Here is a 25179-nt window from a genome sequence, read left to right on the forward strand (position 1 = left end):
AAATATTGCACAACTCTATGAAATGTAATTTTTCTGTTAAATTTTCAACTAACTTATATCTATGAATTGGTTGAACCCGGAATATTCTCCCTTATATTATTCTCTCATCATTGCCTTTTCATTTTTTTTAGTATTCCTGGTTATTCCATCCATTATTCACGTAGCAAAGCAGCACCTTTTATTTGATAATCCGGAGGTAGCCCGTAAATCGCATGATTACGGAATAGCCCGTTTGGGCGGTATTGCTGTTTTCGCAAGTCTTATCATCTGTACATTGCTCTTTTCTAATTTTAGCAATACACAAATAAATAATTATATCATTACTTCGTATATCCTGCTCTTTTCTGTGGGTTTGAAAGATGATCTCTGGGGCGTTAATCCAAGTACCAAATTCTTTATCCAGCTGCTTGTTTCTTTAATCATCGTTTTTCTGGCTGATATACGCCTTACAAGTTTTCATGGAGTATTTGGGATCTATGAACTGCCTTATTTCTCCAGCGTTTTTCTTTCCATTTTAGTGATTATTTTTATTACCAATGCCTTCAATTTAATTGATGGGATTGACGGACTTGTAGGAATAACTTCAGTTATCGTGAGTCTTTCTTTTGCGATATTATTCGTTTACATGAATCATATCCAATATGCATGCATGGCTTTTACCATGTTCGGGGCTAGTCTGGGATTTCTCTGGTTTAATGTTACACCCGCTAAGATTTTTATGGGCGATGCCGGTTCCATGCTTCTGGGATTAATGGCGGCAATTATGAGCATTGAATTTATAGAGCTGAATACGTTAAGCACTATGAAAAATGTGGGCTTTGTCTCTGCTCCTGCAATTGCAATGGGTATCTTAATCGGTCCGCTGTTTGATGCTATACGGGTTTTTGTCCTGCGCATCCTGAAAAAAGGCTCTCCTTTTATTGCAGACAATAACCACATCCATCACCGATTTCTGCGATTGGGCTTTTCTCATATGCAAACCACTTTTGCATTAATGTGCTTTAATATATCAATTATATTGCTTGTGCTTTATTATAAGGATATGGGCAATGATCTTTTAATTGCACTCCTATTTTGCATCTGTATTCTTTTTAATGTGATGCTAACCGTCTTCATAAGCATATTTGAACGCCGGGCAGTTTCTATCCAAAATTCATAATCCTGTAATTTCTTTGTGGTGTTGCCTTTCGGGCTAAACATTTTAAGGCATATTTTGCTTATTGGAGGATGACCGAAACAGAACAGTTACTGGAAGATGCAGGCCTGATATATTTAACCGACTCAAGCCCCGGAATAAGCCGTAAAAAGCTGAATGGTAAATTTGTTTATCTGGATAAAAAGGGAGAAAAAATTACAGATGACAAATTACTTGTAAGAATAAGTAAACTGGTTCTTCCGCCTGCATGGGAAAACGTATGGATTGCTCCAAAAGCCAATGCACATCTGCAGGCAACTGGTATTGATCAGGCTGGTCGCAAACAATATCGTTACCACCATGATTGGAGCAGGCATCGCAATGAAACCAAATATTTCAGATTACTTGAGTTTGGAAGTAAGTTGCCTGATTTTCGCAAAAACATTTTAAAAGATCTTCGTCGAAAAGATTTGGATGAGCGAAAGGTTCTGGCTATTTCTGTCAATTTAATGCAAAAAACACTTATCCGGGTAGGTAATGAAGAGTATAAGAATCTGTATGGCTCTTACGGTTTAACCACCCTTCGCGACCGGCATGTAAAAATCAGCGGCAATACATTAAAGCTGTCCTTTAAAGGAAAGAAGGGAGTGGAGCACGAAATTGATCTTCATGATAAGAAACTGGTAAATCTGGTAAAAAAATGCCGGGATATTCCGGGACAGGAATTATTTCAATATTATACTGCAGATGGCGAGAGGCGTTCAATTGATTCGGGAAAGATCAACAGATATATCCGCGAAGTAAGTTGCTGTGATTTTACAGCAAAAGATTTCCGCACCTGGTCCGGTACACTCGAAATGCTCCGGCAGCTTTCTTTTGTGGAGTATCCGGAAAACGAAACTTTAAAAAAGAAGATTATTGTAAGTGCTTTGGATGAAGTGGCGTCCAAACTGGGCAACACCCGAACAATCTGTAAAAAATCATATGTATTTCCTCCGCTTTTAGATTCTTATTTAAATGCAGATTTGCGCCCGTATTTAAAAAAGGTAAAGAAATTAGCTTCTTTACCTTCAGACAAGGGTTTAAATTCGGATGAGAAGGTGCTGCTTAATTTTTTAAAGTCTGAACGGAAAAAGAGAGTTCTTCAAAAAAAATAAAAGCTGCTCTATGAATATTGGTCTATAAAACACGAAACCGGAAATTTCAATTGATGAATGTAAAAGATTTTCTGGTTTCGTGCAGTTCGGATTCTTCCGGGTATAAATACAATTATCTCTTTTCTCCGGGGTTCACCGGCTGTTCTCCTTCTTCGCGTTTTTTTGCGGGGTTTTCAAACTCTGCTTCATCTTTGGTATATACCTTATCTTCCGGTTTTACTACCGCTTTGTGATCATTTGCTGGAGTAATATTTTTTTGTTCTGAATCCTGTGGTTCCAGTTTCTCTGCTTTTTTGCTTTGATTGTTCATGTTCCTGTTTTTTTAAATAACCAACATAGTGTTGTATTGTTCGTAAATAAGTTTAGTGCAGCCTGTTGATAAAATCGGCTACCTCATCCTTGTTAAGAATTAAATCGGGTTTTAATTTGTCGAGCGCATGCTGAGGCATATAAGATATTTTAGCATCCTCCGGATTCTGAACGGCTGTAAGACCTCCGGTTAGCTGAATTAATTCCAATCCTTCAACTCCGTCTGCATTGGCTCCTGATAATAATAAGGCGGCCAGAGATTCCCTGTAAACTTCGGCAGCAGTTTGAAAAGTGAGGTCAATACAGGGCCTTGAAAAATTAATTTTTTCAGAATAATCCAGGGAAAATGTCCGGTCTTTTTCTATCAGCAGATGGTAGTCGGCCGGTGCGAGATAGATGGTCCCTGATTTAATAAATTCTTTTTCATCAGCTTCCTTTACCGGAATACTGGTTTTTATGCAAAGCAACTCTGTTAAAATACTTTCTGAACTGCTTTTTCTGTGAAGCACAATAATGATGGCAATTTTAAGCGGGTTAGATAAAAGTGGAAGCGCATGAAGAATAACTTCCAGGCTTCCTGCAGAACCACCAATAATCAGGACTTCAGTAGCTTTTTTATTTAGGATATCTTGCGCCATATTTTCTCTGATCCAGATTTTTTGAACTTTGATGCGATTGGCGAGAATTGAAGGGTTTCCTTACTTCCTAAAGCTAAAAATCCTAAATTGTCCAGACTTTCGTCGAAGAGTTTAAAAACTTTTGCCTGAAGATCTTTATCAAAATAGATGAGCACATTGCGGCATAATATCAGCTGAAACTCGTTAAAAGAATGATCTGAGACCAGGTTATGAGTGGAGAAGATCATTTTAGTTTTTAACACCTCATCAAATTTTGCCAGATCGTAGTTTGCCGAGTAATAGCTTGAAAAATCTTTTTTGCCTCCGGAAAGAATGTAATTTTCAGAATATTGTTTCATCTGGCTCAAAGGGAAAATTCCTTTGCCCGCTTTTTCTAATACAGACGGATTTATGTCTGTTGCGTACAGCAGTGATTTATGAAACAGGTTTGCTTCCTGTAATAATATAGCCATTGAATAGGCTTCTTCGCCCGTAGAGCAGCCGGCAAGCCAGATCCGTATAAAAGGATAGGTGCCCAGATTTGGAAGAACCTCTTCTCGTAATGCTTTATAAAAACCGGGATCACGAAACATTTCGGTCACGTTTACTGTGATCTGTTCAACAAATCTTTTCAGATAGGTGGCATCAGAACGTAAATGGTATCTGAATTCGGCAAAGCTTGGAAACTTATCCAGGGAGTACAGGCGGTTAATCCGCCTTTTAAGTGAAGCACGCGAATAATCTGTGAAATCATAGCCGTAAACTTCCAGCAGGTCGGCCAGTAACAGCTCTACATTCTCATCTGTAATCAAACTCTCCTGCACAATATTATCCTAAATGAAATTTAATTATTTGCATTAATGCATCCACATCAATGGGTTTTGACACATAATCCCTCGCACCTGCCTGAAGGCATTTTTCCTTATCGCCAACCATGGCCTGAGCAGTAACCGCAATAACCGGTATGTGCGCTATAGCCTCCGTTTTTCTGATGTTATCAATAGCTTCATAGCCGTCCATTTCGGGCATCATCATATCCATCAGAACAATTCCGATTTCCTGATCTGCAAGGAGCATGTCAATTCCCTGCTGAGCACCAAATGCGGATACTGTTTTAAATCCTTTGGCTTTCAATACTGCTTTCAGCGCAAAAATATTCCGGCTGTCGTCATCAATTATTAGAATACTTTTTCTTTCGGCCATTCTGTGTCAGGCTTTATAAAATATTAAGCTGTAAATTATTTATCAATATTTATAGGCCTCGTAAAGCCACACTCTGAGCAAAGAGCTTAACTGATCGATATCTACCGGTTTAGAAATATAATCTGAGGCGCCAGCCTGTATGCATTTCTCACGATCTCCCATCATGGCTTTTGCGGTTACGGCAAGTACAGGCAAATTTTTAAATTTCGGATCTTTTCTGATCAGCCTGGTTGATTCATAACCATCCATTTCGGGCATCATCATATCCATCAGTACAATGTCTATTTCCGGATTCTCCTGTAATTTTAATAAAGCCTCTTTACCATCTGTGGCCGAGATTACATTCATTCCATGTTTTTCCAGGGCTTTGGTGAGTGAGAAAATATTGCGTACATCATCATCAGCCACCAACACTGTTTTGTTATTTAATACTTCCTGCAGTGCGCCCAGGTTCTGTTGTTTTAAGGAAATCTGATCCTGATTATTATCCTGAACTACGTGCAGAAACAAGCCAACTTCATCCAGAATCCGCTGGTAAGAATGTGCAGTTTTTACAACTATAGAGTCGGCGTATTGTTTAATGCGGCTTTCCTCTGCTTTGGAAAGATTTTTACCTGTAAACACAATGATGGGTAAATGTTCCATTCCCGGGCTTTTCTTCACCCTGTCCAAAACTTCGTAGCCGTTTTTATCCGGCAAGCCCATATCGAGAATCACACAATCCACTTCTTTTTTATTAAGCAGGCCGATTCCTCCGCTCACACTTTCGCTGATCTCTGAGTTTATATTAAAATTTGAAAGGAAGAATCCCAGTGCTTTGGCATGTTTAGGATTTTCCTCTACGATCAGTACTTTTTTAGGATTCCGGCTGATAACCTCCTGAATTCTGTTAAAAATCTGATTCATCTGTTCTAAAGCCACTGGTTTATTAATGAAATCGATAGCGCCCTTAAGCAGACTCTCTTTTTTCATTTCCATTGATGACATAATATGAACAGGAATATGTCTGGTTTTGGGATTTGCTTTTAACTCTTCCATAACCATCCAGCCATCTTTTATTGGCAGTTGAATATCCAGCAAAATAGCCAGAGGCTGATATTGAATGGCAGAAGGTAAGCCTTCATCTCCGCGTACCCGTACAATTCCTTTAAAGCCTTGTTTGCGGGTATAGTCGAGCAAAGCTTTCGCAAACAGCGTATCATCTTCGATGATCAGAATTATTTTATCTCCTTCTTCCAGAGAATTACGGTCATCCTGAATTTCTTCGGGTATAACGGGCACCGTAAAGTTTTCAGCTTTTTTTATTTCAAGGGATGATATAGTAACTGGCGTAACATCCGGCTCGGGCATTTTGGTTATTGCTATAATCTCTTCTGCTACGGGTTTTGAAACCGGAACGCTGACCGTAAATTCACTCCCAGCCCCTGGTTTGCTAACCAGTTTAATTTCTCCTCCCAGTAGTTTGGCAAGTTCGCGACTAATGGATAATCCTAAACCTGTTCCGCCAAATCTTCTTCGGGTTGAACCATCTGCCTGCTGAAAGGCTTCAAATACCAATTGCTGTTTATCTTCTGATATACCTATTCCGGTATCTATTACACTAAAATGAACCAGCTTTTTATTTTCATTCTGCCAAATTTTAAGCGTTATTGATCCTTTGGAAGTAAATTTTAACGCATTAGAAAGCAGATTTTTCAGGATTTGCTCCAACCTCATCTTATCTGTAAGCAGAGAGACAGGCACAGAGGATTCAACATCAATTTTAAGCTCCAGATCTTTTTGCTTCATCATGGGTTCAAACAATGAACGCATATTTTTTATAACCTCTTCAATAGTTAAGGTAACATATTCAAGCTCCATTTTTCCGGATTCGATTTTGGAAAGATCCAGTATCTCATCAATCAGACTTAATAGTCCTTGTCCGGCACTTTGAATAACTTCGGCATATTCTACATGTTCGGTATCCAGCTCTTTATTTTCTGACATCATCCTCGAAAGCAATAAAATTGAATTGAGAGGTGTGCGTAATTCATGCGACATATTTGCCAGAAACTCCGATTTGTATTTGGTGCTGAGTTCCAGCTGTTCGGCTTTTTGCTGAATTTCCAGATTTCGCTCTACAATAACCTGGTTTTTTTCTTCCAGAAGCCTGCTTCTTTCACCGAGTTCGTGATTGTTTTGAAGGAGTTCTTCCTGCTGTACTTTTAATTCTTCTTCAGAAGCCTGGATTTTTTGTGTTTGCGTTTCTAATTCCGTATTCAGGTTTTCAAGTTCACTATGCTGTGCCTGCAATTCCTCCGACTGAGCCTGTGTTTCTTCTAAAAGTTCCTGCTGCTTTTTACGTATTAATGCAGTGGCAATAGCAATACCTATATTTTGCGATCCCAGGTTAAGAAAGTGAAGCATGTTTTCTGTAAACTCATTAACTGAAGCAAGTTCAATAACGCCTTTAAGTTTAATGCCGTTAAATATTGGGATGGCTAAAATATTCTTTGGTTTTAAAACTCCGGAAGAGAAGTGAATAGACAAATCATCTGCAGAAATATCTTTAATAAGCATCGGCTTGTGGCTGAGTGCACTCTGTCCGATCAAACCTTCACCTAATTGAATAAATTCTTTTTGGGAACCCGGAGAATAAGCGTACCCGCTTTGAAACTTCAGCAACTGGTCGTTCTCTCTCAGGTATATTACAGCGGCCTGACTTTGGGTATATTCTGCAACAAATTCAACTAACTGCGAGGTTAGAGTTTGCAGATCTTTTTCGCCAACCATTTTTTCATTCAAATTGGCAATGCCGGTCTGAAGCCATTCATTTTCTTTTAATTTTTCAAACGAAGTCTGAAGAGATGTAGCCATTTTATCTAAGGATAATGCAAGACTTCCCAGGCCATCTTTTTGGGCATCATTTATTCGTATGTTGTAATTTCCTTCTGAAATATCTCCCGCAACAGATTTAATAATATCAATGCGGCTGCTTATTTCTTCATCTTTCTTTAAAAGGTCTTCCTGCAATTTATTTTTCTCTGCAAAATCTTTATTAACCTTCAGGTATGAAAAAATGGAAATAACAATGGATAAAAGGGCAGCAAAAAGGATAAGCAGGGGAGTAAATCCTGCAAAGCGGTTCATTTCTTTAGTCTCGGTATCAAGCTTTGAATTCTGGTTGGACCATATTTTTGTAACCAGATTCCGGATTTGGTCCATGTGACTTTTACCCAGTTTAAGGGCCGAAACACTGATACCATTGCCGGCTTTTTTCTCTACAATTATCTTTTCTAAATAGTCTAGCCGGATGAGAATTAATTTTTCTAACAGGAGGCTGTTTTGAAGCTGATCGGCATCATTGGAAGTAAGCTCCTGGATTCTTTTAACAGCCTGAAGCGATTTAACTTTTGCTCCCGTATAGGGTTCCAGAAAATCTTCATCATTGGTTAAAAGGTATCCCCTCTGCCCGGTTTCGGCATCTTTCATAATAGAAATAACATTCTCAAGCTCAAGTAAAATGGTATTGGTTTGGTTAACCATTCTGGAACTTGAAAGCAGATTCTGGATACTGATGAAAGAAGCTGCCGAACTGATGATCAGCAGGAGCAGTGAAAATCCGAAGCCGATCTGAAGATTGCGATTTACTGATAGTTTCATTAAGGTTATTTTGAGGATAAGCTAGGTTATAGGTCGAAGAATTAAATGCTGTTATTGATGGCCATTGATGGGAAGACTGAAGAAAAATTCAGAACCTTTTCCTGGTTCACTCCGCAATCCGCAAAAGCCTTTATGACGTCTGATGATTTCATCACTGATATACAGGCCGATACCTAAACCCTGGAATTTTGTAGAGGATTCTTCAACTCTGTAGAATTTATTGAAAACATTTGCCTGCATTTCTTCAGGTATCCCGATCCCGTAATCTTTAACAGTTAATAATATGGTTTGATCTGATCCGCCGGTAATGCTGACTTCCACATCTTTCGAATCCGGAGAATATTTCACAGCATTGGTGAGGAAATTAATAATGACCTGCTCAATTCGCTGTTCATCAGCAAAAACAATTGCATCCATGGTTTTGGAAAAAGAAATTTTGCAATCATGAGTTTGCTGAATGGTTTCGATGGCATTTTTAACCATTGCCGAAAATTCAAAAGGCATGATATTAAATTCGATCTGACCGCTGTCTATCTTAGAAATATCCAGAAGATCATTAACGAGGCTTTGTAATTTATGGATCTGTAAATTAGTGCGGGTGATATAATTAGATAGAACCGGATCTTTATATTTAGTTAATGAGCGGTCAAGCAATTGCACGTATCCTTTAATACTGGTTAAAGGCGTTTTTAATTCATGGCTTGCAATACTGATAAATTCATCCTTTTTATTCTCCGCTGCTTTTCTAACCTCAATCTCTTCCCTTAAAGATTCCTGAGTAAATTTTAATTCTATTTTTTGTTTGTAAAGTCTGTAAAACGTTTTTACTTTCAGGAGCAGGATATCTGCATCGAAGGGTTTGGTTACATAATCCAGTCCGCCGTACTCATAACCTTTGGTAATAAATTTTTTATCCGTATTAACTGCTGATAAAAAAATGATGGGGATATCTTTTGTTTTGCTGTATCCCGAAATGGTTTCGGCTACTTCAAATCCATCCATCCCGGGCATCTGAACATCCAGAATAATGAGAAAGTAAGAATTTTTTAAAATCTTTTTTAATGCCTCTTCTCCTGATGAGGCCGTATCAACCGAAAAATTGTTTAATTCCAGTACTTTTTTTAGAGAAAAAATGTTTTCAGGAATATCATCTACAATTAAAATCATGCTTTGTTATAAGGGGAATTGTCAAAGGGTTTTAACCGGGGCTAAACTTAAAAAAATATACCTGTAAACCCGCAATTAAAATGCCATACACTTGTATCTGTTTGATTAAACTGTAATTATATACATATTGTGCTAAAGCATGATCAATTCTTATTGCTCTTGTAAATCATTTAATAACTTTGAGCTTATACAGATTAAAATATGAAGGTTGCAATTAATGGCTTTGGGAGAATCGGCCGGATATGCTTAAGGACTTTATTGCAAAAGCGGGGCATTCAGGTTGTAGCTATTAATGACCTTACCGATACAGCTACGTTGGCTCATCTTTTTAAATATGATTCAGTTCACAGGCGTTTTGATGGCGAGGTTAGCTGCGATAAACAGAACCTGATTGTTAATGGCGTAAAGATCCGGGTTTTTTCTGAACCCGATCCGTCTGCGTTACCCTGGGCCGATCTGGGTATTGATATTGTGATTGAATCCACAGGTAAATTTTTATCTGCAAAAAAAGCCTCACTTCATTTACAAGCAGGGGCCCGCCAGGTAATTATATCTGCTCCCTCGGTTGATAAGAATGTACCTTCATGGGTACTTGGTGTTAATGATGATGATATTGATCTGGATGCTCCGGTTTTATCGAATGCATCCTGCACTACAAATAATGTTGCGCCTCTGGTAAAAGTTCTGGATGATAACTGGGGAATTATAAACGGGTATATTACCACGGTGCACTCCATGACCGGCGACCAGAACTTGCATGATGCCCCTCATAAAGATTTACGCAGAGCCCGTGCGGCTTCGGCTTCAATAATTCCCACAACAACCGGAGCAGCCAAAGCTATAACTCATATTTTCCCTCATCTGGAAGGCAAACTGGGAGGAGCCGGCATTAGGGTACCCGTTCTGAACGGTTCTCTAACTGATTTTACGTGCATCCTTGAAAAGAAACCAAGCGTTGCAGAAATTAATGAAGCTTTTAAATCAGCTTCTCTGGGTTATTTAAAAGGAATACTGGAATATACATCAGATCCAATTGTATCTGTGGATATTTTAGAGAACAGCCATTCCTGTATTTTTGATTCTGAATTAACATCGGTAATTGGAGGATTAGTGAAAGTAGTGGGCTGGTACGATAATGAATATGGCTATTCCAGCCGTTTAGCCGATGTGGTTGAGCGTATTTATTTTCATAAAATGATTAGTTTACCTCATATTCAAAAGGTATGATAAAATTTGTCCGCTCAACTGATGTATTGCCTTTACGGAGCCTGGTTCTGCGAAACGGTAAACCATTACAAGAATGTGTTTTTCCTTTTGATGATGCCGAAGGTTCATTTCATCTGGCTAATACCCGTGATCATGATATTATTTCGGTGGTCACTTTCCACGCTGCAAATCATCGTAAATTTGAAGGTAAGGGCTATCAACTTCGTGGAATGGCCACGCTTCCTGAATACCAGGGAAAAGGCGCCGGCAATGAACTGGTTAATTTCGCAATTACTTATCTGCGAGGACAGAATGCAAATTATATCTGGTGCAATGCACGTAAAGCGGCACTGTCATTTTATAAGGGCCTGGGTTTTGAAATTGTTTCTGAAGAATTTGAAATAGAGGGAATTGGCGCTCATTATGAAATGTATCTTAAAATAAAATAATGATCCCAATAAAATCAGGAACTGTTTTTACAGAACATTCCGAATGTTACAGGGTTCTTAGCAAACATCTTATTTATTAATCCTGATTTTAATTTACAATCATCAGGCAGCGATTTGCCGGGTGTAAAGCATAGATTAGGTATGGATGGTGTATGACAATAGCACGAAATACCTTAACCTTGCATGAGAAAAAATCGCATTAAAGAATAGCTATAATTATGAAAACGATAGACTTTTTAAATTTTTCAGGAAAGAAAGCGCTTATTCGTGTTGACTTTAACGTTCCTTTAGACGACAAATACTCCATTACGGATGATAACCGGATTCAGGGAGCAATGCCTACCATTGAGAAAATATTGAAAGATGGCGGGGCAGTTATTCTGATTTCGCATCTTGGGCGTCCAAAGGGCGGTTCCGAAGAAAAATTCTCGCTTAAACATCTGGTAGATTATTTATCACTTCAACTCAATCGTCCCATTCAGTTTGCAGATGATTGTATTGGTAAAGATGCCATAAGTAAGGCTAAGAATTTAAAAAATGGCGAAGTTTTGCTGTTAGAAAATCTTCGTTTTTATAAAGAAGAGGAAAAGGGTGATCAGGCTTTCGCTGAGAAGTTAGCCGGTTTGGGAGATGTATATGTAAATGACGCATTTGGAACCGCACACCGTGCCCATGCCTCTACGTCGGTAATCGCACAGTTCTTTCCCGAAGCTAAATATTTCGGTTACCTGATGGCGGGAGAATTGAAAAATGCTGAGAAGATTCTAAATCATGCTCAAAAACCATTCACCGCAATTATGGGAGGCGCAAAAGTGTCTGATAAAATCGAGCTCATCGAAAAATTGTTGAATAAAGTTGATAACCTCATCATTGGCGGAGGTATGGCCTATACTTTTGCGAAGGCACAGGGTGGTAAAATTGGTAAATCATTAGTAGAGGAAGATAAACTGGATCTGGCAAAAAGCCTGATAGAAAAAGCGGCTAAGAAAAATGTAAAACTGATTTTGCCCGTTGATTCAATCATTGCAGATGCGTTTTCTAATGATGCCAAAACAGAAGTTTCACCTAATAAATCTATAAAAGACAGCTGGATGGGTCTGGATATCGGTCCGGAATCAATCAAAGCTTTTACTGATGTAATTGCGGATTCTAAGACTATTTTATGGAATGGGCCCATGGGTGTTTTTGAAATGGAAACCTTTGAAAAAGGAACAAAAGCAGTAGCGGAAGCTGTTGTAAAAGCCACAAAAAATGGAGCTTTTTCGCTTATCGGCGGAGGAGACTCTGCAGCAGCTGTAGCCAAGTTTGGTTTTAATGATGATGTGAGTTATGTTTCAACAGGCGGTGGTGCCCTGCTTGAATATATGGAAGGAAAGGAATTGCCGGGAGTGAAGGCAATTAACGATTAAATCTTTAAACCTTACTTGAAGCTTTCCAATAATTATCATTCCCATTTTTCTGATTTTTAAGTTTAAAATATTCCGTAAAGCCCTGGTCTGAAATTCTTTAGATCAGGGCTTTGATTTTAAGTCCCGGAATTCCTCCTGAATAGATATTTGACATTTCGTTTTACAAATCCCATCACTGAAAACCCATAATAAGAACATTCAATGAGGGGTTAAATTTGAATAATTGCTTATTTCCGGATTGCAAAAGACAGCTTTAAAACTGTTTTCAAAATTATTGACAAGCCGGAAATTTAAGTCGTTAAGTTTCTATTTAACCCGGAATGAGGATTATAAAACTTGTGGAAAACTTTTGTGGGGCACAGTGGGAAAAAGTGGTATAAATTTCTACTTTTACTTTAGATAAAAAGGTAAAACGTAAATATGTCCCACTTTTTAGGAGAATTTGATTGTAAACTTGATGCTAAAGGAAGGATGGTAATCCCATCTAACCTGAAGAAACAGCTTCCCGAAGCTGAGCGTGAAGGACTTGTAGTCAATCGTGGCTTCGAAAAAAACCTGGTGGTTTACACTAAGCAGGAGTGGGACGTGATTGCCGGAGAGCTGGCAAAACTGAATCCTTACGAGCCTAAAAACAGAGAATTTATACGATATTTTAATCGTGGTGCAACAGAATTGAATCTTGATTCGGCCAATCGTGTGCTGCTTCCTAAATCCTTAATGGATTATGCGGGCATAAAATCTGAAGTAACATTGCTTTGTTTGTTCAATAAAATAGAGATCTGGGCCAAGGAGTCCTATGATTCTCATCTGGATAACGAACCTGAAAACTTTGCAAGCCTTGCCGCAGAGGTAATGGGAAATGCAGGAAGGAGGACGGATGTCTGAATATCACCAGCCCGTTATGCTTAATGAATGTATCGAAGGTTTAAATATCAAACCGGATGGTGTATATGTAGACGTAACATTTGGTGGCGGCGGCCACTCACTCGAAATATTAAAACATTTAAATAAAAACGGGCGCCTGCTTGCATTCGATCAGGATGCAGATGCGCAGAAGAATTTGCCAAAAGATGATCGGTTAACCTTTATTGATCAGAACTTCCGCTATTTGAAAAACAATTGCCGCTTACAGGGTGCCATGTCTGTAGACGGTATTCTGGCTGATCTTGGTGTCTCATCACACCAGTTTGATCAGCCGGAACGGGGGTTCTCTATTCGCTTTGATGCCGATCTGGATATGCGGATGGATCAGGGCACAAACCTGACAGCTAAAGAAGTTATCAATTCTTACAGCGAAGATAAACTGCATAAAATCTTCGGGATTTATGGTGAAATTAAAAATGCCCGATCGCTGGCTAAGGAAATTGTAACTGTAAGGCTGAATGCGCCAATAGAAACAGTTTCTGAATTAAAGCTTGCCATATTAAAATTAACTCCGAAAGGAAAAGAGAATAAGTACCTGGCTCAGGTTTTCCAGGCTCTTCGAATTGAGGTGAATCAGGAACTTGAGGCTCTGCAGGAATTTCTGGAGCAATCTGTAGAGGTGTTAAAACCGGGTGGCAGATTGGTAGTAATGTCATACCATTCGCTGGAAGACAGACTGGTAAAAAACTTTATAGCCAAAGGGAAATTTAAAGGTGAAGTAGAGAAAGATTTTTTTGGAAATCAGTTAAAGCCGCTTGAAGCTGTTACCCGCAAGGCAGTAACAGCAACCGATGAAGAGATAAAATTAAATAACAGGGCCAGAAGTGCAAAACTTAGAATAGCAGAGAAAAAATGAGCAATCATTTTAGACATATAGTAGAAGAGGGGGAAGTTGAACCGGAAGTTCAGGAGGAGCAGCAGGCTGAAAAATCTGAGCTTCCGCGAAACTTCTTAACGCAGTTTTTTACAGAAGGTATGTTGTCTAAGCAGGCAGCAACAGACATGCTCCCTTTTATTATTTATATGGCTTTTCTGGGAATGATTTACATTGGTAACCGTCATTTTGCAGAGAATAATATCCGCGATATTGATAAGTTAAATAAAGAAGTTAAAGAGTTGAGCTGGGATTTTAAGTCTATCAAATCTGATCTCATGCTTAAAAGTACCCAAACCGAAGTAGGCCGAATGGTTGATACTTTAGGTTTAAAAGAGCCGGTTGCTCCCCCTATAAAAATTGTTATAACGAGTAATGAATATTAGAACCGACATATTGATGCGTGTGTACATAGCTTTCGGGCTAATTGTACTGCTTGCTGGTGCGGTTCTGTTTAAGCTTTTTCATGTGCAGCTGGTGCAGGGAGATAAGTGGCGTGCAATGGCCGACAGTTTATCAATTCAGTATGTAAATGTGGAGGCAGCCAGAGGAAATATTTATTCTATTGACGGAAGCTTGCTGGCCACATCGATACCCGAGTATGAGTTGCGGATGGACATGCTTGCCGGAGGTGTGGAGAAAGAAGAAATATTTAATGAAAAGGTAGACTCACTTGCTGCTAAACTTTCAGCTTTTTTTGCGGATAAATCTCCGCGTCAATATTCAAGGATGCTGCGTGATGCCCGTCAGGACAGAGCCCGTTATGTTCTCCTGAAGCGAAATGTTTCCTACCAGGATCTTAAAAAAATCCGCAAATTCCCAATTTTTAACCTGGGAAAATATAAGGGTGGTTTAATCGCGGTTCAGCAAAACAAGCGGATTCTTCCTTTTAAAACTCTTGCAGCCAGAACTATCGGATACAAAAATGAAAATGTCCAGCCCGTAGGTTTGGAAGGTGCTTATGGAGATTATATTGATGGAGAAAGCGGTAAGCGTTTAATGCAGCGTATAGCCGGCGGAGTTTGGATGCCTGTTAATCAGGATATAGAAATTGCCCCCAAAGATGGAGCTGATATCATTGCTACCATTGATATCAATATGCAGGATCTGGCACAAAGAGCCCTGAAAAAACAGTTAATAGCCAGCAATGCCGATCATGGTTGTGTGATTTTGATGGAAGTAGCAACAGGCGAAATAAGAGCTATTGCCAATTTCTCCAAAGTTGGCGATGGAGAGTATAAGGAGAAGTTTAACTACGCCATCGCTGGTAATCAGGATCCGGGTTCTACTTTTAAAGTTGCTTCATACATGGCTTTGCTTGAAGACAAACTAATTGATACCAATACACTGGTAAATACCGGAAATTATAAAATTCCGGGTCATCTCATTAAAGATTCACATGGTAGCATAGGTGTTGTAACCGTTAAAAAAGCTTTTGAAGAATCATCTAATGCAGCCATTGCAGAGCTCGTAAATACCAAATACCGTGAAAACCAGTCGCAGTTTACAGATCATTTGTATGACTGGCATTTGAATGAAAAAATGGGACTTCAGATACCGGGTGAAGCGCAGCCGGTAGTAAAAAATCCGGGGAATAAAAGCTGGAATAAAAATATGACTTTGCCACAAATGGCTTACGGTTATGAGATGCAGTTAACCCCGCTTAAAATGCTTTCCTTTTATAATGCGATTGCTAATAACGGGAAATATGTAGCGCCTATTTTTGTAAATGAGATCAGAAAATTAGGGAATACCATTGAACGGTTTGAGTCAAGGGTAATCAATGATAAAATCTGTTCTGATGAAACTCTCAACAAAATGCAGGCAATGCTTGAGGGCGTTATCACCGAAGGAACAGGTAAAAATATTATTTATAATCCGCTGTATAAAATTGCCGGTAAAACAGGTACGGCACAAGTTGCAGATGCCAACAAAGGCTATCGGGCTAAAAAACAATATCAGGCTTCTTTCTGCGGATATTTTCCTGCAGATAAACCCAAGTATTCTCTAATTGTGGTTATTAATGATCCTAAGAACGGATATTATGGTGCTCAGGTTGCCGGCCCGCCGTTCAGGGAAATTGCCGACAGGGTTTATGCCAATGATATGGAAATGTATGATGCGCTTCAGGATCAGAAGCGTACGCTGGTTTCCAATTCCAAGCCTGCTACAAAAGCCGGAAAGAAAAAATCTACCCAGCAGGTATTTAAAGCCTTCGGAATTCCATCCATGCGGATTTCCAACAGCGAATATGTAAGTTCTTCAGATAGCAATACCGGAGTTCAGGACAGTCCACTCAAAGTTGATGAAGGCACAGTGCCTGATGTTAAAGGGATGGGTTTAAAAGACGCATTGTATGTAGTGGGGAATTCCGGTTTGAAGGTTCATGTTAAGGGTAGCGGAAAAGTAGTAAAGCAATCTTTGGATGCAGGTGAACGTGTAGCCAGAGGCGCCTTTATTTTATTGGAATTGAATTAATGAAATTATTAAAAGATATATTATATAAAGTAGCCCTTAAAAAGGTAATTGGTTCTACCGACGTGGAAGTATCAGATCTGTGTTTTGATTCCCGCCTGGTAAAACCGGGAGTAGCATTTGTCGCCGTTACGGGAACTTCCTCTGACGGACATATTTTCATTTCACAGTCTGTAAAAGCGGGTGCAATCGCCGTTATCTGTGAAACTTTTCCAAACGATATTCAGGAAAACGTTACCTATATAGAAGTTGAAGACTCGGCAGCGGCCCTGGGTTTGATGGCGGCAAATTATTACGATCATCCTTCATCCAAATTAAAATTGGTAGGCATCACCGGTACAAACGGTAAAACTACGGTTGCTACGTTGCTTTACCAGCTTTTTCTGGAATTAGGTTATAAAGTAGGATTGTTATCCACCGTTCAAAATTATGTAAACAGAGAAGTAGTCCCGGCCACGCATACAACACCAGATCCGCTTGCATTAAACAGTTTACTGAATGATATGGTATCAACAGGATGTGATTTCTGCTTTATGGAAGTTAGTTCTCATGCCGTTGCCCAGCACCGGATAGAAGGCCTTCAGTTTTCAGGCGCTGTTTTTACAAATCTTACACATGATCATCTGGATTTCCATTTGACATTTGATTCTTACCTGAAAGCAAAAAAGGCATTTTTCGACGGATTAGATAAATCATCTTTTGCGTTAATCAATGTGGATGATAAACACGGGCGTGTGATGGTCCAAAATTCTCGGGCTCACCAAAAAACCTATGGATTAAAAAATATTGCAGATTTTAAGGCCCGTTTAATTGAAAATCATTTCAGCGGATTATTGCTGAACATAGATAACCAGGAAGTCTGGTTTAAAATGGTGGGCGCTTTTAATGCTTACAACCTTTTGGCAGCTTACGGAACCGCATTGCTTTTGGATCAGGATAAAAATAAAGTCTTAACTGTTCTGAGCCGGTTAAATGGCGCAGAAGGCAGGTTTGATTATATCACATCTCCTAACGGGATAATCGGGATTGTGGATTATGCCCATACCCCTGATGCTGTGCAGAATGTATTAAGTACAATTCAGGACATTCGTAAAGGTACAGAGCAGGTAATTACTGTTATCGGCTGCGGTGGCGATCGCGATAAAAGCAAAAGGCCGGTTATGGCTCAGGTGGCCTGCGACTGGAGTGATAAAGTAATCCTGACTTCAGATAATCCAAGAAGTGAAAATCCCGATCAGATAATTAAAGACATGGAAGAAGGAATAATGCCTTCAAATAAAAGAAAAGCATTATCCATAGTTGATCGTAAAGAGGCCATCCGTACTGCGTGCCATTTAGCCAGACCCGGAGATATTATTCTGATAGCCGGAAAAGGGCATGAAAAATACCAGGAAATTAAGGGTGTAAAAAATCCTTTTGATGACAAGCAAATTTTGAAAGAACTTTTAAACCTGATGAGCTAATGCTGTATTACCTATTTACCTGGCTGGATCAGCAGTACAATTTCCCGGGTGCCGGTGTGTTTCAGTATATCTCTTTCCGTACCGGGATGTCTGTTATACTATCGCTTATACTTACAACTGTATATGGTAACAGACTGATCAGAATTTTAAGAGCCAAGCAGGTTGGTGAGACTGTTCGTAACCTTGGACTTGAAGGTCAGATGCAAAAGCAGGGAACTCCAACAATGGGAGGTTTAATTATTTTGCTTGGTATTTTGGTTCCAACTCTATTGTTTGCCAAACTGGAGAATATCTACATTATTTTAATGCTGGTTACCACCGTTTGGACAGGAGCCATTGGCTTTGTAGATGATTATATTAAAGTATTTAAAAAAGATAAAGAAGGTTTGGCAGGCCGGTTTAAAATAATGGGCCAGGTTGGTTTGGCGCTGATTATTGGCTGGACAATGTATTTTCATCCGGATATTGTAGTTCGTGAGCAGGTTACTTTGCCAACGTTCAATACAGCTCCACTGGAAGTTCATAAGCAGGGAGATAAATATTATTACACCCAGGATGTGAAGTCAACCATGACTAATATTCCTTTTTATAAGAATAATGAGTTTGATTACGCCAAAGTTCTAACGGTTTTCGGAGATCAATATGAAAAATATTCCCTGCTGGTATTTTTGCTGGTAGTGATCATAATTATTACTGCCGTTTCTAACGGAGCTAATATGACCGATGGAATTGACGGTCTTGCTACGGGCACATCTGCTATTGTGGGTATTACACTGGCAATTTTGGCTTATGTATCTGGTAATACCATTTTTGCAGAATATCTCAATATTATATATATCCCCGAATCTGGTGAGCTGGTGGTATTTGCCGGTGCATTTGTTGGAGCCTGTATTGGATTCCTATGGTATAATTCCTATCCGGCACAGGTTTTTATGGGCGATACCGGAAGTTTAGCCATTGGCGGAATTATCGCAGCATTTGCTATAATGATTCGTAAAGAACTGCTTATTCCGGTTTTATGCGGCGTTTTCCTGATTGAGAATTTGTCTGTGATCATACAGGTTTCCTATTTTAAGTTCAGCAAAAAGAAATTTGGCGAAGGCAGACGTGTTTTTTTAATGGCTCCTTTGCATCATCATTACCAAAAAAAGGGCTACCATGAATCTAAGATCGTAACCCGGTTTTGGATCGTAGGTATTCTGCTGGCAATTTTAACTATTGTAACCCTTAAACTAAGATAATGGGAAACAGTAATTATATCGTTATTCTGGGAGCCGGTGAAAGCGGAGTGGGAGCAGCAATGCTTGCCCAAAAGCAGGGTTATGATGTTTTTGTTTCTGATGCAGGAAAAATTGCAGAGAAATACAAGCAGGAATTAATGCGCCTGGAGATTCATTTTGAAGAAGAGCAGCATAGCGAGGAAAAAATTCTTGCCGCTTCAGAAATAGTTAAAAGCCCCGGTATTCCTGATAAGGCAGATATAATTAAAAAGCTATTGGCAAAAGGAACTCCCGTGATATCTGAAATTGAGTTCGCGGCCCGGTATACTAACGCAAAAATGATCTGCATTACCGGTTCAAATGGTAAGTCGACAACTTCTTTGCTTACGTATCACATCTTAAAAAATCAGGGCCTGAATGTAGGCTTAGCCGGGAACATTGGTAAAAGCTTTGCTGCCCAGGTGGCAAGTGAAAATTTCGACTACTATGTTTTGGAGCTCAGCAGCTTTATGCTGGATAATATGTACAGTTTCAAAGCAGACATCGCAGTGTTGTTAAATATCACTCCTGATCATCTGGACAGATATGAGTACAACATGGAAAATTACCGCAATTCCAAATTTAGAATTATTCAGAATCAGACAGAGGATAGCATATTTATCTATTGTGCTGATGATACTGAAACCATGACAGGTTTGCAGCAACATTCTATAAAAGCAAAAGCCTACCCGTTTTCAATTGAGAAAAAGATTGAGAATGGCGCCTGTTTAGAAAATAATAACATTTACATCCATCTACAGAATACTCAACCATTTATTATGTCAATAAAAGATTTAGCACTTCAGGGCAAACACAATATCTACAATTCTATGGCTTCGGGCATTGTTGCCAAAGTTTTGGAATTGCGAAATGAGAGTATCCGCGAAAGCATGGGTGATTTCCGCAATATTGAACATCGCCTTGAGCATGTTGCAAAAATATCAGGAATCGATTTTATAAATGATTCAAAAGCCACCAATGTAAATTCTACATGGTATGCTTTAGAGAGTATGCCTTCTAAAGTGGTTTTGATTTTAGGCGGAGTGGATAAAGGTAACGATTATAGCATGCTGAAGGATCTGGTTAAGAACAAGGTGAAAAGCATTGTTTGTCTGGGAAAGGATAATAAGCGCATTCATGATGCATTTGAGGATGATGTGGAAGTAATTGTTAATACAACCACAGCACAGGAGGCGGTTCAGATAGCGTATCACCTGGCTCAAAAAGGCGATACGGTATTACTTTCACCGGCTTGTGCCAGTTTTGATTTGTTTAAGAATTACGAGGATCGTGGTGATCAGTTTAAACAGGCTGTTAAAGAATTATAAATCATAATCCTTCCTGTTCAGAAGGTTAGTATAAAAAAATGGAAAGAATCATTAGTAAAACTAAAGGCGACCGTTGGATCTGGCTCATTGTGATCCTGCTTTCCGTATGGTCATTGCTTGCTGTATACAGTGCAACAGGAACTTTAGCTTACAAAAAAGGAGTTGGAAGTGAGCAGTTTCTCATCAAGCACCTGGTGATGATTGTTGGCGGACTGGCTCTAATGTATTTTTCGCATTTGCTGGATTACCGGTATTATGCCGGAATCTCGAAAATTTTAATGGTGATTACTGTTCCATTATTACTTTACACTTTAATTTTCGGTACTAATGTAAATGATGCAAGTCGTTGGGTTACAATTCCGGTAATAAATCAAACTTTTCAAACCTCAGATTTAGCTAAACTGGCCCTGATTACATTTTTGGCCAGAACATTAACCAAAAAGCAGGAAAATATAAAGGATGTTCGTAAAGCGTTTATCCCGATAATGGGTTCTGTTTGCGGCATCTTTGTGCTGATTGCTCTGGCCAATCTTTCTACAGCCATTATGCTTTTTGGAGTAAGTATTTTATTGCTGATTATGGGGCGGATCAGTATTAAGCAAATATCCCTGGTTTGCCTTGGCGGATTGATATTATTAAGCGGCGTAATGTTGCTTGGTCCACGACGTGCCACATATATTTCAAGGATCGAAACCTATATGCATCCCGAAAGAGTGGATCCTGACAAATCATTCCAGTCTAATCATTCAAAAATAGCAATAGCAACAGGCGGAATTATTGGTAAAGGTCCGGGTAACAGCACAGAGCGTAATTTTCTGCCGCATCCATATTCCGACTTTGTATTTTCATTGATCATAGAAGAGTACGGATTGGTGGGAGGAGTGTTTCTGGTTTTCCTGTATCTTCTTTTTCTGTATCGGTGTGTACTTATTGTCACCCAGAGCCCCAAAGCTTTTGGTGCTTTGCTTGCGGCAGGTTTAAGCTTCAGTTTAACTATTCAGGCATTTGCAAACATGGCAGTTTCTGTGGGATTGGGGCCGGTAACAGGGGTTCCTTTGCCTTTAGTAAGTATGGGAGGTACGTCCATTTTATTTACAAGTATTGCATTCGGAATTATTTTGAGTGTTAGCCGGGATAATGATGAAAAGAAAGCAAAAGATTTAAAAGATAAAGAAAAAGTAATTGTTGGAGAGATTTCTGTAGCATCATAACCATGAAGAAGGCAATAAGAGTGATCATTAGTGGAGGCGGTACCGGCGGGCATATTTTCCCAGCGGTAGCAATTGCTAATGCACTTAAAAGAGCAGATCCTGACACAGAAATTTTATTTGTGGGAGCTACGGGCCGGATGGAAATGGAAAAAATTCCTGCTGCCGGGTACAAAATTATCGGCTTGGATATCCAGGGTTTTCAGCGCAATTCTTTATTGAAAAATGTGTTCTTGCCTTTTAAACTTTTTAAAAGCGTTTTAAAAGCTCGTTCGATTATTAAAGATTTTAAGCCGGATGTAGTTGTTGGAGTTGGAGGTTATGCTTCGGGTCCTTTGCTGTATGCAGCAGGACAGATGAATATTCCATACCTGATACAGGAGCAGAATTCATACGCAGGCATTACCAATAAATGGCTGGGCAAAAAAGCCGAGCGTATTTGTGTTGCATTTGACGGGATGCAGAAATTTTTTCCGGCAGATAAGATCATTAAAACCGGAAACCCTATTCGCAGGGAGGCTGTGGAGATAGCAAACCTTCGTTTTTCTGCCGCCGAATTATTAAGCCTCTCTCCAAGAAAAAAAACAATATTAGTAACCGGCGGAAGTTTGGGAGCAGGCACGCTGAATAAAAGCATGCTGGCCGGAATTGATAAAATTATTAAGGCCGATGTTCAGCTGATCTGGCAAACCGGGAAATTCTATTATTCATTTGTAAAAGAGCAAATGGAGGGTAGAAATACCGAAAATATTAAGGTTCTTGAATTTTTATACCGCATGGAACTGGCTTACGCCGCTTCGGATGTTATTATATCAAGGGCAGGTGCAGGCACAATTGCAGAGTTATGTTTCATTAAAAAACCTGTGATCCTGGTGCCTTCACCAAATGTTGCAGAAGATCATCAGACTAAAAATGCCATGGCTCTGGTTCAGAATGGAGCAGCAATTTTAGTTGCAGATACGATAGCAGAAAAAGAACTGGTTGACATCGCATTGAGTCTTGTTAACAATCCGGAAAAATGTAATGAATTAAGTGAAAATATCGGAAAGCTTGCATTAGCGAATGCCGACGAAATAATTGCCTCAGAAGTTTTTAAACTGGCAAATAAGAATTAGAATAAAATGGAATTACAAAATATCAAACGTGTTTATTTAATTGGTATCGGAGGCATCGGAATGAGCGGCCTTGCACGTTACTTTAAAAAACGCGGCTGCGATGTTTTTGGTTATGATAAAACCCAAACGGTTTTAACTTCTGCGCTTATTGAAGAAGGCATTCAGATTTCTTTTAACGATTCTGCTGAAGAAGTTCCGGCCATGTTTAACCTGCCCGATCAACAGACGCTTGTTATTTATACTCCGGCTATTCCAAAGGATTCTAAAATTCTCAACTTTTTTCTACGGACTCATTTTACCTTAAAAAAGCGTTCAGAAGTTTTAGGGATCATCAGCAAAGGCATGTTTACCATCGCGGTAGCCGGAACTCATGGTAAGACAACTACTTCAAGTATTATTGCACATATTTTAAAAGATAGCGGATATGATTGTTCTGCTTTTCTGGGTGGAATTGCAAGTAATTACAATTCTAATTTTCTGTTAGGAAATAACAATACCCTGGTTGTTGAAGCCGATGAATATGACCGTTCATTTTTAACGCTTCATCCCGATATCGCTATCGTAACTTCGATGGATGCTGATCACCTCGATATTTATGGAGATAAAGACAGCCTTACCCGTTCTTTCCAATTGTTTGCTTCGCAGTTAAAGCAGGGCGGAACATTAATTTCTCGCAAAGGGATGGATTTAAAGGGCGGAATATCCTACGCAGCGAATGAAAATGCCGATGTTCAGGCTTTGAACATTCAAATTAAGGATGGAAATTTCTGGTTTGATTTTAAAAATAGCTCCATAACGATAGAAAATATTCAATTCGGTTTGCCCGGACTCCACAACATAGAAAATTCGGTTGCAGCTATAGAGGTAGCTTTGATACTGGGAATTCCAGTTGATAAAATAAAAACTGCATTGGCCAATTTCAAAGGCGTGAAACGCCGTTTTGAATATGTTCTAAGAAATGAAAAGCATGTGTATATAGACGATTATGCGCATCATCCGGAAGAACTCAGAGCTTGTATCGGGGCTGTGAAAAGTCTTTATCCGCATAAAAAGCTAACTGTAATTTTTCAGCCTCATCTGTTTACACGTACGCAAGATTTTGCTGATGGGTTTGCGGAAGTACTTTCTGTTGCGGATCATTTGATCTTGCTGGATATTTATCCCGCAAGAGAACTTCCTATAGAAGGAGTTAATTCAGAGATGATACTGAATAGAATTCCGGCCGGGAAAAAACAGATATGCAGCAAACAGGAAACTCTTGATCTGATACAGTCTGAAATGCCCGAACTAGTATTAACCGTGGGTGCGGGTGATATTGATACATTGGTTAAACCATTGAAAAATATTTTGGAAAATGCTTAAGCGGATAAACTGGAAAGCGGTTTTTTATGTTTTTGCCTGGGTAATTTCCCTCAGTGGTTTGCTGGTGCTTATGAGTTTCATTGAAACCCAAAAAGTTAGTACGGTTTGTAAAGATATACGCATCATTATTCCCGGAAATCAAAATTTTATTGAACGTGCCGAAGTGAACGGTATTTTGAAGGTAAACGGAGGGCCGCTGATTGGCCGGCAGCTTAAAAATATTAATATTCAAAAGCTGGAAGCCGCATTAAAAGCAAATCCTTTTATAGAATTTGCAAAAGTTTATGCCGATATGGATGGCGTGATTCAGGTTCAGATCCGTCAGCGTGAGCCATTATTGCGTGTTTTTAATATGCAGAATCAGGATTTTTATATCGATTACAATGGATTTAAAATTCCTACATCTGATAATTTTACTGCAGATGTGTTAGTAGCCAATGGATTTATTCCTGAAAATTTTACCGGAAATGTAGATACATTAAAAAGTAAGCTGGTTAAAGATTTATTTCGCACAGCTAATTATATTGCCCGGGATACACTTTGGAGCCATCAGATCGAGCAGCTGTATGTTAATCAGCAAAGTGAAATTGAATTGGTGCCAAGGGTTGGAGATCATAAAATTATATTAGGAAATGCAGATTCACTGGAAGTTAAATTCAGGAATTTGTATGTTTTCTATAAAAATGCGTTGCCAAAATTGGGATGGGAAACCTATAAAACCATTAATGTAAAGTACGCCAATCAAATAGTTTGCGAAAAAAATATAATTGACAGCAATCAGCTTAAAAGTACCCTTGCAAGCCCGGTTATTGTTAGTTCAGTAATAAAAGACAGCACCAAAATACCTCAGGATACAACAAAAATTAACGCATTTTAA

Annotated in this window: 22 protein-coding genes; 16 read left to right on the forward strand and 6 right to left on the reverse strand. The window is 39.1% G+C overall.

All coding sequences use genetic code 11. The features are described from left to right. Window positions 1–61: 61 nt before the first annotated feature. Together G521_RS0113685 and G521_RS0113690 are read left to right on the forward strand one after the other, a co-directional pair. Window positions 62–1159 carry an MraY family glycosyltransferase gene (locus G521_RS0113685; protein WP_026899019.1) on the forward strand — a complete coding sequence of 366 codons (1098 nt, stop codon included), beginning with the start codon at window positions 62–64 and terminating at the stop codon, window positions 1157–1159. A 68-nt stretch (window positions 1160–1227) separates the two neighbouring features. Continuing rightward, on the forward strand, window positions 1228–2292 hold the full coding sequence (locus G521_RS0113690) for a DNA topoisomerase IB (protein ID WP_026899020.1): 1065 nt from the start codon (window positions 1228–1230) through the stop codon (window positions 2290–2292). A gap of 112 nt (window positions 2293–2404) precedes the next feature. Here G521_RS0113690 and G521_RS0113695 read toward each other — a convergent pair whose 3' ends face one another. Genes G521_RS0113695 through G521_RS0113720 form a run of 6 tightly spaced genes read right to left on the reverse strand, consistent with a single transcriptional unit; the run spans window position 2405 to window position 9230 of the window. Then, a complete protein-coding gene (locus G521_RS0113695) occupies window positions 2405–2602 on the reverse strand; it encodes a hypothetical protein (protein ID WP_026899021.1) in 198 nt (65 codons plus the stop codon). A 52-nt stretch (window positions 2603–2654) separates the two neighbouring features. Next, window positions 2655–3239, reverse strand: a complete 585-nt coding sequence (locus G521_RS0113700) for a chemotaxis protein CheB (RefSeq protein ID WP_026899022.1) — start codon at window positions 3237–3239, stop codon at window positions 2655–2657. Beyond that, entirely contained in the window at window positions 3221–4030 is an 810-nt protein-coding gene (locus tag G521_RS0113705) for a CheR family methyltransferase (RefSeq protein WP_407637175.1), read from the reverse strand. The genes G521_RS0113700 and G521_RS0113705 overlap by 19 nt, the downstream gene beginning before the upstream one ends. 16 nt (window positions 4031–4046) lie before the next feature. Further along, window positions 4047–4421 carry a response regulator gene (locus G521_RS0113710; protein ID WP_026899024.1) on the reverse strand — a complete coding sequence of 125 codons (375 nt, stop codon included), beginning with the start codon at window positions 4419–4421 and terminating at the stop codon, window positions 4047–4049. 42 nt (window positions 4422–4463) lie between these two features. Further along, the gene (locus G521_RS0113715; RefSeq protein ID WP_026899025.1) at window positions 4464–8063 is read right to left on the reverse strand and encodes a response regulator; all 3600 of its coding nucleotides are present in this window, start codon (window positions 8061–8063) and stop codon (window positions 4464–4466) included. Window positions 8064–8114: 51 nt separating this feature from the next. Further along, window positions 8115–9230 (reverse strand): ATP-binding response regulator, encoded by a 1116-nt coding sequence (locus tag G521_RS0113720; RefSeq protein ID WP_026899026.1) that lies wholly within the window; start codon window positions 9228–9230, stop codon window positions 8115–8117. Window positions 9231–9431: 201 nt separating this feature from the next. On the opposite strand from G521_RS0113720, the gene gap reads away from it, so the two are divergent. The 14 genes from gap (at window position 9432) to G521_RS0113790 (ending at window position 25179) form a co-directional block, all read left to right on the forward strand. Then, entirely contained in the window at window positions 9432–10457 is a 1026-nt protein-coding gene (gap, locus tag G521_RS0113725; RefSeq protein ID WP_026899027.1) for a type I glyceraldehyde-3-phosphate dehydrogenase, read from the forward strand. Continuing rightward, window positions 10454–10885 carry a GNAT family N-acetyltransferase gene (locus G521_RS0113730; protein WP_026899028.1) on the forward strand — a complete coding sequence of 144 codons (432 nt, stop codon included), beginning with the start codon at window positions 10454–10456 and terminating at the stop codon, window positions 10883–10885. Before gap ends, G521_RS0113730 begins: the two co-directional genes overlap by 4 nt. Before the next feature lie 218 nt (window positions 10886–11103). Continuing rightward, window positions 11104–12294, forward strand: a complete 1191-nt coding sequence (locus G521_RS0113735) for a phosphoglycerate kinase (protein WP_026899029.1) — start codon at window positions 11104–11106, stop codon at window positions 12292–12294. Between the two features lie 420 nt (window positions 12295–12714). After that, window positions 12715–13179: a division/cell wall cluster transcriptional repressor MraZ gene (mraZ, locus tag G521_RS0113740; RefSeq protein WP_026899030.1), complete on the forward strand. Its 465-nt coding sequence runs from the start codon at window positions 12715–12717 to the stop codon at window positions 13177–13179. After that, the gene (gene rsmH, locus G521_RS0113745) at window positions 13172–14074 is read left to right on the forward strand and encodes a 16S rRNA (cytosine(1402)-N(4))-methyltransferase RsmH (RefSeq protein ID WP_036679556.1); all 903 of its coding nucleotides are present in this window, start codon (window positions 13172–13174) and stop codon (window positions 14072–14074) included. The genes mraZ and rsmH overlap by 8 nt, the downstream gene beginning before the upstream one ends. Beyond that, entirely contained in the window at window positions 14071–14478 is a 408-nt protein-coding gene (locus tag G521_RS0113750; RefSeq protein WP_026899032.1) for an FtsL-like putative cell division protein, read from the forward strand. The genes rsmH and G521_RS0113750 overlap by 4 nt, the downstream gene beginning before the upstream one ends. Then, the gene (locus tag G521_RS0113755) at window positions 14468–16570 is read left to right on the forward strand and encodes a penicillin-binding protein (RefSeq protein WP_026899033.1); all 2103 of its coding nucleotides are present in this window, start codon (window positions 14468–14470) and stop codon (window positions 16568–16570) included. Before G521_RS0113750 ends, G521_RS0113755 begins: the two co-directional genes overlap by 11 nt. Next, complete coding sequence (locus tag G521_RS0113760; protein ID WP_026899034.1) at window positions 16570–18030, forward strand: UDP-N-acetylmuramoyl-L-alanyl-D-glutamate--2,6-diaminopimelate ligase; 1461 nt, start codon at window positions 16570–16572, stop codon at window positions 18028–18030. Before G521_RS0113755 ends, G521_RS0113760 begins: the two co-directional genes overlap by 1 nt. After that, complete coding sequence (mraY, locus tag G521_RS0113765) at window positions 18030–19271, forward strand: phospho-N-acetylmuramoyl-pentapeptide-transferase (RefSeq protein WP_026899035.1); 1242 nt, start codon at window positions 18030–18032, stop codon at window positions 19269–19271. Before G521_RS0113760 ends, mraY begins: the two co-directional genes overlap by 1 nt. Then, complete coding sequence (murD, locus tag G521_RS0113770) at window positions 19271–20617, forward strand: UDP-N-acetylmuramoyl-L-alanine--D-glutamate ligase (protein WP_026899036.1); 1347 nt, start codon at window positions 19271–19273, stop codon at window positions 20615–20617. Before mraY ends, murD begins: the two co-directional genes overlap by 1 nt. A 38-nt stretch (window positions 20618–20655) precedes the next feature. Further along, window positions 20656–21828: an FtsW/RodA/SpoVE family cell cycle protein gene (locus G521_RS0113775; protein WP_026899037.1), complete on the forward strand. Its 1173-nt coding sequence runs from the start codon at window positions 20656–20658 to the stop codon at window positions 21826–21828. A gap of 2 nt (window positions 21829–21830) precedes the next feature. Continuing rightward, on the forward strand, window positions 21831–22940 hold the full coding sequence (murG, locus tag G521_RS0113780) for an undecaprenyldiphospho-muramoylpentapeptide beta-N-acetylglucosaminyltransferase (protein ID WP_026899038.1): 1110 nt from the start codon (window positions 21831–21833) through the stop codon (window positions 22938–22940). A 6-nt stretch (window positions 22941–22946) separates the two neighbouring features. After that, the gene (murC, locus tag G521_RS0113785; RefSeq protein ID WP_026899039.1) at window positions 22947–24302 is read left to right on the forward strand and encodes a UDP-N-acetylmuramate--L-alanine ligase; all 1356 of its coding nucleotides are present in this window, start codon (window positions 22947–22949) and stop codon (window positions 24300–24302) included. Continuing rightward, on the forward strand, window positions 24295–25179 hold the full coding sequence (locus tag G521_RS0113790) for a cell division protein FtsQ/DivIB (RefSeq protein ID WP_026899040.1): 885 nt from the start codon (window positions 24295–24297) through the stop codon (window positions 25177–25179). Before murC ends, G521_RS0113790 begins: the two co-directional genes overlap by 8 nt.

Origin of the sequence: Daejeonella oryzae DSM 19973 (assembly GCF_000422945.1) — a bacterium.
In the GTDB taxonomy this organism is placed as follows: Bacteria; Bacteroidota; Bacteroidia; order Sphingobacteriales; family Sphingobacteriaceae; genus Daejeonella; species Daejeonella oryzae.